This window comes from Streptomyces sp. NPDC050636, assembly GCF_040654775.1.
Classification (GTDB): domain Bacteria; phylum Actinomycetota; class Actinomycetes; order Streptomycetales; family Streptomycetaceae; genus Streptomyces.
This window is the reverse complement of the sequence record NZ_JBFAIP010000155.1, coordinates 1-10,422: the sequence shown is the minus strand read 5'-3', so window position 1 is coordinate 10,422 and position 10,422 is coordinate 1. Positions and strand designations below refer to the sequence as shown.

Annotated in this window: 10 protein-coding genes; 7 read left to right on the top strand and 3 right to left on the bottom strand. The window is 68.6% G+C overall.

The annotated features are described in order from the left end of the window. Window positions 1-148: 148 nt before the first annotated feature. Window positions 149-274 (top strand): hypothetical protein, encoded by a 126-nt coding sequence (locus tag AB0I10_RS38770; protein WP_363157454.1) that lies wholly within the window; start codon window positions 149-151, stop codon window positions 272-274. A gap of 187 nt (window positions 275-461) precedes the next feature. Next, complete coding sequence (locus AB0I10_RS38765; RefSeq protein WP_363157453.1) at window positions 462-719, top strand: hypothetical protein; 258 nt, start codon at window positions 462-464, stop codon at window positions 717-719. 101 nt (window positions 720-820) lie between these two features. On the opposite strand, the gene AB0I10_RS38760 is transcribed toward AB0I10_RS38765, so the two are convergent. Together AB0I10_RS38760 and AB0I10_RS38755 are read right to left on the bottom strand one after the other, a co-directional pair. Next, complete coding sequence (locus AB0I10_RS38760; protein WP_363157452.1) at window positions 821-1,057, bottom strand: helix-turn-helix transcriptional regulator; 237 nt, start codon at window positions 1,055-1,057, stop codon at window positions 821-823. A gap of 1,599 nt (window positions 1,058-2,656) precedes the next feature. Further along, on the bottom strand, window positions 2,657-4,327 hold the full coding sequence (locus AB0I10_RS38755) for a 2Fe-2S iron-sulfur cluster-binding protein (protein WP_363157451.1): 1,671 nt from the start codon (window positions 4,325-4,327) through the stop codon (window positions 2,657-2,659). A 289-nt stretch (window positions 4,328-4,616) separates the two neighbouring features. On the opposite strand from AB0I10_RS38755, the gene AB0I10_RS38750 reads away from it, so the two are divergent. After that, the gene (locus AB0I10_RS38750; protein WP_363157450.1) at window positions 4,617-6,041 is read left to right on the top strand and encodes an RNA polymerase sigma factor; all 1,425 of its coding nucleotides are present in this window, start codon (window positions 4,617-4,619) and stop codon (window positions 6,039-6,041) included. Between the two features lie 395 nt (window positions 6,042-6,436). Here the strand turns inward: AB0I10_RS38750 and AB0I10_RS38745 are convergent, their stop codons facing one another. After that, window positions 6,437-6,913, bottom strand: a complete 477-nt coding sequence (locus AB0I10_RS38745) for an ATP-binding protein (protein ID WP_363157449.1) — start codon at window positions 6,911-6,913, stop codon at window positions 6,437-6,439. Window positions 6,914-8,112: 1,199 nt separating this feature from the next. Here AB0I10_RS38745 and AB0I10_RS38740 point away from each other — a divergent pair. The 4 genes from AB0I10_RS38740 (at window position 8,113) to AB0I10_RS38725 (ending at window position 10,385) form a co-directional block, all read left to right on the top strand. After that, window positions 8,113-8,379 (top strand): hypothetical protein, encoded by a 267-nt coding sequence (locus AB0I10_RS38740; protein WP_363157448.1) that lies wholly within the window; start codon window positions 8,113-8,115, stop codon window positions 8,377-8,379. A 472-nt stretch (window positions 8,380-8,851) separates the two neighbouring features. Continuing rightward, the gene (locus AB0I10_RS38735) at window positions 8,852-9,115 is read left to right on the top strand and encodes a 2Fe-2S iron-sulfur cluster binding domain-containing protein (protein WP_363157447.1); all 264 of its coding nucleotides are present in this window, start codon (window positions 8,852-8,854) and stop codon (window positions 9,113-9,115) included. A 110-nt stretch (window positions 9,116-9,225) separates the two neighbouring features. Beyond that, a complete protein-coding gene (locus AB0I10_RS38730; RefSeq protein ID WP_363157446.1) occupies window positions 9,226-10,047 on the top strand; it encodes a hypothetical protein in 822 nt (273 codons plus the stop codon). Between the two features lie 98 nt (window positions 10,048-10,145). Then, entirely contained in the window at window positions 10,146-10,385 is a 240-nt protein-coding gene (locus tag AB0I10_RS38725; protein ID WP_363157445.1) for a hypothetical protein, read from the top strand. Window positions 10,386-10,422 lie beyond the last annotated feature (37 nt).

Below are 10,422 nucleotides of genomic sequence, written 5' to 3'. Positions count from 1 at the left end.
CTGCCAGGTTCCGAACGCCCGCTGACGTCACGGCGTTCCTCGCGAACAACAGCCCCACGGAGATCAAATCAGCATGTTGATTCTCTGCGAGCCCTAACGAACTCGTGCATAGTTGGCGGCGCGGCGTCGAGGACATCGGTAAGGCCCGATGTTCACCTCTGCTGAGCCGAGCCAGGTCCGTGGTCTGCTGATGGGACAGCAGACCGGCGACGGCTTGGACGGAGTGGCTCATGTGCTCGCGATGACCAAAGCGGCGGGCCAGGGCTCGCCATGATCGTCTCCTGTCTGCCCTGTACGAACTTCGCCCCCGACGTGGTGCGTTCCCTGCTGGAGCGGTATATGGGCGCCCTGGTCCCCGGCGGGCCCTGGTCCCCGGCGGGCATCTGACCTTCTTCGGCTATCTCGGCACGCTGTCCCCAGAGGTGTGCACGCGTCGCGGACTCGGATTCTTCCGGTAGACGATGACGCCCGGCGACCTGCTGACGACGGTGCCGCCACCGGCCGCGTACCTTGTGATCACGGCGCTGGTGGCGCTCGAGTCGGTGTTCTTCCTCGGCCCCTTCGTGCCCATCCTCGGACTGCTGCTGGTCGCGGGCGGCCTGGCGTTCGCGGGCACACGGTCCCGGTCTCCGTCCACCAGCGTCCAGCACGCCGCCACGTCTTTCGGCGGCCCTTCCTGCCGCGCGCCCGGCCTTCCCTCAGCGAGCCTCGTTCGATGAGCCAACCGAGGGGTCCGAGATCACGAAACGCATCCATCTGATGACGCGGAAGCCACCTGCTGGTCATCTCGCGGATGTGGGGCGGAAGGGTGAGGCGGCGCTCAGTTTCCGGGCTGCTCGGACAGTAGCGCCAACCGGATCAGCTCCGCCTGGGTGCGGGCGCCGGATTTCGCCCGGATGCGGCGGAGGTAGCCGTCGACGGTGTGCACGGAGATGCCGATACGGCGGGCGGTTGCGCCGTAGGTGTGACCGTCGGCGATGTACTGGAGGACCTGCTGTTCGCGATGTGACAGTACGGGATGTGACGAGCCCGTCGCGGTGCGCGGTGTGTCGTGCATGGCTGTTCCTTCTGGCCGGGCGGGACCTGGTGTCCACGCTCATATGCAGGAGTCACGGGGTGCCTGGCCGCCAGCACTTTTCTGCGGGCGTTTTCCGTTGTTTGTTTCCGCGGCGCCCGTAGGGGCGGCATGACGAGCTGCCTCGTTGTACGTTTTGGCGTGATTCGCGGCTGGAGTGGTCCGGTAAGGGTGGGTGAGCCGGTGTGGAAGCCGCCGACCGAAGACGCGTGACGACCACCTGTCCGTCACCCCGCCGAGACGTGGGAGGCCGCGTTCCTTCTTCGGCCTTTCGCTCACGCCGTGGCTGCAGCATCGTGCGCCACGAGTCCGGCGGCACCGCGCTGACCGGGACGCTGAGTGTTGGTGAGCGGAGCGTAGGCCTGCGTGACATCCACCGCGCTGGTCTGATCGCCGTCCTGGCCAGAAGCCCGACAGCCCGACAGCAACCAACCGGGGATGTTCTGCGCGCACTTGACGAGACCAAGCGCTGCGGCAGCATCGTGGCTGTGAACCCGCCGCCGAGGCCGGGCTCATCGCTTCCAGCGCCAGCGGAAAACCGCGCGTGAGCTGCGGTGTCCGTGGCCGTTGTCCGCTCTCGTCGATTGGTGAGGACTTGTTCCTTGCTGCGTGCTCAGCTCGGCGCCTCCGCGGCCGGTTGCGGCCAAGTGGCGTGGCGCAGCCGGACGGGGCCAGGGTGAATCAGCCCCGCCGCAATGCGCGCCGCATGTGCCTGGCTGCCTGGCGTGTGGTCAGTTCTTCTGCTGCCTGGTGCGGCGATTGCGATGCACCCGCCAGGCCACCAGACCGGCGAGGGCCGCTGCCGCCATGCCGAGGGGCGTCGTGATGAACTCGCGTACGCGGTCGAGTGAGAACCACGAGGCGGGCTGGTTCGTCGTTTGGTCCAGGCTGTCCTGGTCGGTCGGGTTGCTGCCGCGGGACGGGTCGCCGGGGTGTCGCCTGGACTCCGGTGCTCCTGAGGAACCTGCGGAGGTGCCGGCTGCGCCCCGGGAGCCGGTTTCGCCTGTGGATCGGCTGTCTTTGCTGTCGGATCGATCGCCGCCGGACGGGCGTTGACGGTCTTGTCCACCGCTGCCCGCGCTGCCTTCGCTGCCCTGGCTTCCTGAGGTTCGTGCGCCTCCTGCCGCGCTTCCTTCGCTGGTGGAACTGTTGCCGGTCTCGGATCCACCGCTGCCGCCGCTGCCTGTGGAGTCACCGCCATCGGTTCCGCCGCCGTCGGTGGACCCGCCACCCGTGGACCCGCCCCCCCGTGGACCCGCCGCCGTTGGAGTCGCCTGCGCCGGTCGAGCCGCCACCCGGCGCATCGCCGCCGCCTGGGCCGACGGGGCGGACTGGGTGGGCCGGGACCAGCGGAGGCCGCGAGGGGTTGCGCGTGCCAGATCCGGAGGAGGACGACGGGTCCCGGTGGTCACGGCTTCCCAACCCCGCGGAGGACGAGGGGTTTTGGCGGTGGTCACGGTCTCCTGTCACGACGCATGAGGCCTCCTTCTTCGGTGGGGCCTTGCGCCCCGCTCGTATGCGGGAGCCGACCGGGCCGGGGACCGACAGCCTGTTCAGCGGATTTCTCGAACCACTTGATAGTCAGCCCTGATCGAAGTCGATGGTGACCTTGTCTGCGACGGGAAGGGTGCGGCAGGCGAGGACGTATCCAGCGTCGATGTCCGCCGGTTGCAGTGCGCAGGGGGCGAGGAGGCGTACCTGGCCGCTGGTCACCTTTGCGCGGCACGTTCCGCAGACGCCCTCGCGGCAGGAGTGCGGCAGATCCAGTCCGGCGTGAAGCCCGGCGTCGAGCACGGTGTGCGGGGCGGGAACCGTGACGGTGGTGTGGACGCCGCGGTCGATCACATGCACCCGAGCCGTGCGTGCGCCCGCCTCGTCGTACGGTCGCTGCCTCCCGCTCGGAGCGGGGGTGTCTTGCCGGTGCCCGGAAAACCGCTCGGTATGGATGTGCTGCGGCGCCAGTCCAAGCTCCGTCAGGGCCGCGCGTATGTCGGCGATGAGGCCCTCCGGCCCGCTCAGGAACGCTTCGCCGAGGTCGTGGGTGAGGGCCAGTACGTCGGCGAGTTCGCGGATCTTCGCGCCCGTGAGCCGTCCGCGCAGCAGCGGGTCCGGGCAGTGGCCGCGGCTGTGTACGTGAATGACGCGCAGGCGGTCACCGTATGTGCACGACAGGAGTGCCAGTTGCCCGCGGAAGATCGTCGATTGGCTGTCGCGGCTGCCGTAGACCAGAGTGCAGCGGCTGTGTGATTCGACGGCGAGGACGCTTTTGACGATGGAGATCACGGGTGTGATGCCGCTTCCGGCCGCGATGGCGAGCAGGTGACGTTTTTGGAGCGGGTGAAGGTCTGTGGTGAACCGGCCGCGTGGGGGTGCGATGTCGACCTGGTCGCCTGTGCGCAGGCGGGTGTTGATCCAGGTGGATACCTTGCCGCCTGAGTGCTGTTTGACCGCGATGCGCAATTCCCCGTCGGCGATGCCGCTGGAGATGGAGTACGGGCGCAGGGCCTCGTTACCGTCGAGGACGGCACGCAGTGTGAGGTGCTGACCGGGCCGGAAGCGGAACGCGGCCGTCAGCTCGGCGGGGATGTCGAAGGCGAGGGACACGGTATCCGGGGTCTCTTGTCGTATGTCGGTGATGTGGAGCCGGTGGAAGCCGGGGACGGTGGGGGGTGCGGCCGGCCGTGGGTGGCGGGAGGGCCGGAGCCGGGAGAGGGTCCGCGCGATGCGCCGGCCTGCGTGCAGCCGGTGGGCCACCAGGAGGCCGAAGGCAGCGCCGGTGACCGTCGCGGTCCAGCGGGTGAGCGGGTCGCCGGTCGCTTTACCTGCGGTGAGGGCGTGCAGGGTGACCAGGACGAAGACGGCGAAGGAGCTTCGGTGGACGTGTCGCCACAGTCGCTGCGGCAGCCGGGAGCGCAACAGGGAGGTGATCTGGATCGCTACCAGCAGGTATACGGCGGCCACGCCCCAGGCCCCGGCGAGCGGGCGGTGGCGGGTGGGCAGTGGGGCGAGAAATTCGGCCCAGCCGAACAGCAGCCGGGGGTCAACGGCCAGGGATGCCAGATGGATTGCGGTGAAGACCAGGGAAGCCGCGGCGAGCTGCCGGTGTGCCTGAATGCGTCGGGCGGCGCCGGGCGCCCGGCCGATGACACGGGTGGAGTGCAGCAGCCCCCACAGCACGGCGGCCGAGACCAGCCACCATGCCGTGAGCCCTGAGGCGCGGGCGATATGGGCGCAGAATTCGGGCGTCGACATGCGTCCACCGTGTGGGGAGGCGGTGAGGTGTTGCAGTCGCGGATTCTCGTTGCTTGACGGCGCCGGATGGGTGGGATACGGGCGGCCGCCGAGGCTCTCGGTCGCCCGCGCGCGCCCGCCCGCTCACGGTCGATACCCCGGCTTTCCGTCCCGGTCAAGACACGTATTTCCGTTGCTTGGCCGGCCATGGCGACACGTATTTCCTGGTGAGAGCAGCGGACCCGCACAGCGTCACGTCTGTCCGGTTGCGGATCTGCGCAACTCTGCTAGGAGGTCTACTGTCGTGAGCATGAACGACCGCGGGATGGTCGCCGCCATGCAGGCGTCCGATCCCCAAGGGCTTGCAGAGGCATACGACACTTACGCGCATCGCCTGTACGGCTACTGCTGCTCGGTGCTGCACAGTCCCGACGCGGCAGCTGACGCGCTGCAGGACACGTTCGTGCTCGCCAATGAGCGGATCGGCCAGCTGCGGAACCCGGAGCGGCTGCGTCCTTGGCTGTATGCCATAGCCCGTAACGAATGCCTGCACCAGTTGCGCGGCCAACGCCGCAGTGCGGCGATCGAGGAGGCCGGCGAGGTGCGTGACGAGAGTGTCGACCTCGATGCCGGCCTGCGCACCGAAGAGCTGCGGCGCCTGGTGACGGACGCGTTCGAGGGGCTGAACACCCGCAACCGCGAGGTGCTGGAGCTGGCCATGCGCCAGGACCTTCAGGGCGCGGAGCTGGCCGCCGCGCTGGGCCTGCCGCTCAACCACACGCACGCGCTGCTGTCCCGCGCACGCCAGCAGCTGGAGCACGCCCTGGCCGCGGTGATCGTGGCCCGCAACGGGCGGCGCGACTACGCAGAGCTGGCCCAGATGCTCGATGCCTGGGACGGCACGATGACCATCTTGATGCGCAAGCGCATCAACCGGCACATCGGCGAGTGCGAGGTCTGCGCCGAGCGCAAGCACCGCGACGTCAGCGCCGCCTCGCTGCTGACCCTGCTGCCCGTCCCTGTGCTCTCGCCGGCGTTCCGCGACCAGGTGATCGAGGTGGTCACCGGCCCGGAGCACGCGCAGCGGCGGCAGGAGGTGACCGAGCGCGCGAGGCGCTTCGACCAGAACGGCTTCCCCATTCCCCGCGACCGGTGGGCCCGCCGTGTGTCTCCCACGCCGGCCAAGATGGCCGCGGCCGGTGTGGCGGGCGTGGGAATCCTGGTCGCGGGCCCCTTCCTGTGGGCGAGTGAGGGGCCGGGGCCGCAGGAGGACCGCCCGGGAACGCAGGTGACGCGTATAGAGCGCGGAGGCACCGTGCCGCCGGGCGTCGTGCTCAAGCCAGGTGACGTCGTCAACGGCAGAACCCTGGGCCCGGGCGAGACCTACGGGCCGGGCGACAAGGTGCCGTCGAAGCCGCCCTCGGTGAACCAGAAGGACACACCCGGCGATCGGGACCCGGGTGGTGGCACGGGCGGTCAGGATCAGGACGAGCCTGGTAGGCAGAAGCCGGAGCGGCCCGGAAATCCGCCGCCGGGCGACAATCCGCCGCCGGATGAGCAGCGCGATCCGCCGCCGGGCGAGAATCCCCCGCCCCTGCCTCCCCCGCCCCCGGCACCTCCGCCGCCTCCGCCGCCGAAGGACGACACCACGCCACCACCGACGAAGAAGAAGCCCCCGCCCAGCTACTTCCCGATCCCGCCGAAGCAGTGCGACCCGATCGAGCAGAACTGCTGAGTGTCGTGATCAGCCGGTGAAGTCGTCGATGAAGGCCAGGAATTTCTTGTACTCCGCCGCCATGTCATCGGTGGAGCGAGCCGGTGACCGTACCCGTCGTGACATCCAGGGCGGTGAAGAGGTCGTAGGCCCGAGCAGGCGTTGTCGAGACTGCGATGCTGGGCACTCCCGGCACGTTCAGCACTCCCGGCACGTTCGGCCGCGCCGGCCAAGGCCGGTCCAGGGCCCTGGTCTGAGGCGTCTTGTCCACGCTCAGCACCAGCGTGTGCTCCGGCTGACGGAGGCCTGCTCCACAGATGAGCGGCCGCGCCGACGGGAACACCGGCACAATCCGCAAGAAACATCCCGGCCACCGGCGACGCCGGTGGCCGGGACGGCGGCTGGGAGCTAGGGGCTCAGTGCAGTGCGCCGCACGTGACGCGCATGGCCACGCGGACCTCGCGGCCGTCGTCGTTGTCGTGGACCTCGGTCCACAGCGCCAGAAATTCGACGATCCCCGTGCCGCGGCCGTGCTCGTCGGCGGCGAGGTCCGCGTGCCCGTGCTCGTGCCGGACGACGGCGCCCGAGTCCGCGAGGGTGATGAGCAGCTCGTCTGCGTCGAGGGCGAGGAGCAGGGTCATAAGGGCGTGACCGTGCTGGACGGCGTTCGAGGCCAGCTCGTCGACGATGAGTGCGGCGGAGTCGCACTCGTCCTCGCCGACTCCCCAGCGGCTGAGGAGATCTTCCGCGAAGTGGCGGGAGGCGGGAACGGATGCCTCCTGCGAGGGCAGGGTCAGCGCGGCCTGGTGGGCGTCATGCGGGGCGTGAGCTGCCGATGTCGATGCCAATGCCGAAGTGTTGCGCGTTTCGTCCGGGTGGTCGAAGAGGAGCATGGCCGCGATCCTTCAAGAAGGAGTTCAACCGGTGGGGAGATCCGTTCCGGTGTCCGACACCTGTGAGATCCATGACACGCACCGGGGCCAACACCTTTTCGCAGCGGTTTTCCAAGAATCTTTTTCGGCCGATTGCTCAGGCCCGTCACCACGCGCACCCGCGTCCTGGCCGGGTCCAGGACGCGGGTGCCGGCGAGCACGCTCGTGCAGATCCCTGTCCGCGGTGCAGGGCACCGGCCGGGCGCTCGTGCTCGGCCCGCGAAGTCCAAGGCCGGCCGCGACACCGGAAGAGCAGCCTGATCAAGCCCGGTTCCCCGTTACGTCGATGCAGAGCGTTGGAGCGGAGTCCTGATCAACCTTGCTCCTGCGGCTGACGTCCATAGGTGCATCCGCGCGCCAGGAGGTGGGTCATCCGACTTGGTACTGCCTGGCGGATGTGGCAGTGCCGCGGGCCGAACCGGACCTGTTCCGCTCCTGTCCTGCCGTTCCCTCGAAGAGCAACCCCACCCAACGCAGCAGCCGAAACGGCCCGCCTGTCAGCAGACGAGCCGTCTCAATAGTTCGAGGCTGATACTGGAATTTCAGAACTTACTCCATTACTGCGGGACCATACTTGACCACCACACCTGGATTGGCGGCTCCTGCACCCGCACCCTTGCCCCCTCCACCCTTGCCGCCCTTGGTACCCTTTCCCCCCTTAGTCCCCTTTCCTCCCTTACCCCCTCCGTTTGTACCATTTCCCTTTGTGCCGTTTCCGTTCGTGCAGTTGCATGTGCAGGTACACGTGGGATTAGGGGACTGGGCACTGGCGGACTCAGCCGATATCCCCGCAGGAACTGCAAGGAAAGCGGCGATTGCACCGGCGGTAAGAGCCTTCCTGAGATTGATCACGAGAGATCACTCCATCTTCTTTCCGAAGTTGAACCAAGACCATCTTTTCGGTGAGGGCATGAATCAAGTAAGTCAAGCGATCCGCTTCTTGTCGTGACGTGAAAGCTCGGGACTTGATGGGGCGAGGAATTCCGTTTATCCTGCTCGGCTTTCTCGCTGCCGCCCGGGCTGTTCCACACCACGGATGATGGTGTGGCGATCTATCCGGCAGCCTTTTCAGCAGCCAGAGTTCCAGCCCGCCCGTAAGCCGGGACCGGGCGTGATCGCGACGCTGCGGTCAGCGGTTGCCCCGGGCCACCAGCTCGCGGTTGGCCGCCCACGCCGCGGTCCTCGTCCCGATCGGCCAGCTGGTCGAGGGCCGTCACGACACGGTTCCGGCGACGCTTGATCTGCTCGCGTTCGTCGCCGGTGAGTCCGTCGAAGTCGGTCTCGACGTGGCGGGTCAGGGTGCGGATGCGTTTGGACTCCTCCTCGGACGGGGGCAGGCGTCCACCGAGCTCAGGCCGAAGCCCGGCAGCGGACGGACCCACGGGTGGGCGAGGAACTCCCCCAGCGGCGGCTGCCCGGCTTCGTGAGCAGCTCACGGTGCCGGAAGCACATCTGCGTCCTCGGCGACGTCCAAGGCCACTGGCACTGGCACTGGCACTGGCACTGGCACTGGCACTGGCACTTGGGGACGACGCAGCCGCCTTAAGGTGTTGCTGATCTGCTTCGGCGTGGTGGCCAAAGACTCCTGGAGGAACTCGTCCGCCGCCATCGGCGCCAGGCGGTCCTCGTCCAACACCGTCCAGTGCCGCTGTCCCGACGGCATGACCACACGAAAGGGCCGGAGCCTTCCGGAGAACCCGGTACCCGACTTCCTCCGCGCACGGTGAGTGAGCGGGCCGGGCAGCCTCATCGCCGACATCCGCACGGCCCTGACGGAGCTGGGGCCGGCGCCGCAGTAGATCCACGCCGAGCGGTTTTCCGCGCACCCGCCGACAACCCCGCTCCGAGCGGGAGGCAGCAACCACACGGCGAGGCAGGCGCACGCGCGGCTCAGGTGACGTGATCGATCGCGGTGTGCGGACCACCTTCACGGTTCGCGCGCCGCGGACCGTGCTCGACGCCGGACTTCACGCCGGACTGGATCTGCCGCGCTCCTGCCACGAGGGCGTCTGCGGGACCTGTCTCGCCAAGGTGACGCATGACCGGGTACGCCTCCGCACTCCCCGCGCGCTGCCAGCGACCGATATCGACGCCCGGTACGCCCTCGCCTGCCGCACAAGCCCTGCCGCAGACGCAATCGCCCTCGACTTCGACCAGGGCTGAAGAATCGGCCATTCAAAACCCGGCGAAAAAAGTTGTTGGTGTCCGCGGCGGTCGCGCCTCCTGCACATGAGCGGGGCACGAGGCCCCACCAATGAAGGAGAACGACCACCATGCGTCGGTATCGAGCACATGTCATCGCCGCGCTGGCCGGGGCCCTGGCGCTGTCACCACTGGCAGCCCCTGCAGCGTCGGCACACAGCCCGCACCCGGCGGCCGCCGCCACCGTGACCAAGGACCGTGACCACCGCGATCCGACACCTGACACGCCCGTCCGCCCCATCCCGCCCAAACACCCGGACATCACACACCCCGGCACTGTCCTCCCCATCCCGCCCAAACGCCCGGACATCACGTATCCCGGCACCGTCCGCCCCATCCTGCCGGAGCGCCCGGTCCCTCAGCCCCCGGGCGGCGACGATGACCAAGGGGAGTCAGACGAGGGCACGGGTGGCAGCCCGGGCGGTGGGGCCAACGGCGGTGAATCCAACGGCGTTGAATCCAACAACGGCACCAGCGGCGGCACCAGCAGCAACGGCGGCTCCGCAGGCGACAACAGTTCCACCGGCGCAGGAGGCACCGGAGACGGTTCAGGAAGCGCAGGGAGCCAAGGCGGCGGGGACGGCGGCGAACGCGCCGACAGCGGAGGCGACCGATCCGCAGGCGAAACCGGCCCTCGGGGCGAAGGCGGCACCTCCGCAGGTTCCTCCGAGGGATCCGAGCCCGGGCAACACTCCGGCGACCCTGCCCGCGATGGCACCCCAAACGACCAGGACAGCCAGGGCTGGTCGACGTGGCAACCCAACTCGTGGTTCTCCCTCGACCGCGCACGTGAGCTGATCACGACACCGGTCGGCATGGGGGCAGTAGCCCTCGCCGCTCTGCTCGCCTGGCGGGCGCATCGCAACCGCCGCACCGGGCAGCACAAGAGCTGACAACGCGGGAGAATGCCACCCTCAGGGCCTTGGAGGGTGGCATTCGTTGTGGCGTGGCCGCTTCTGGCACTCCTGAAGGAGTTGTACGGCCCGCAGTCGTGCAATCCGCCCTTCGCGGCACCAGCAGCAGCTTGCGCTGGACACCCGACCCGATCGCAGCCCACGGCAAGCGGGGTTCCCTGATCGACGGCAAGAGCCGGACGACCAGCCGCCCCACCAACCGCCACGCCCTGGAGCGCTCCACGGTCACTGCCCTCCACCAGCTGGTGGCTTGGACGCTACTGCCGGTCTACTACGTCTTCGACAACCTATTCGACAGCCTAAGGGGTGTCCCGTAACTGCTGGCCACGGTGAGATGATCTTGCCGTGGCTGGT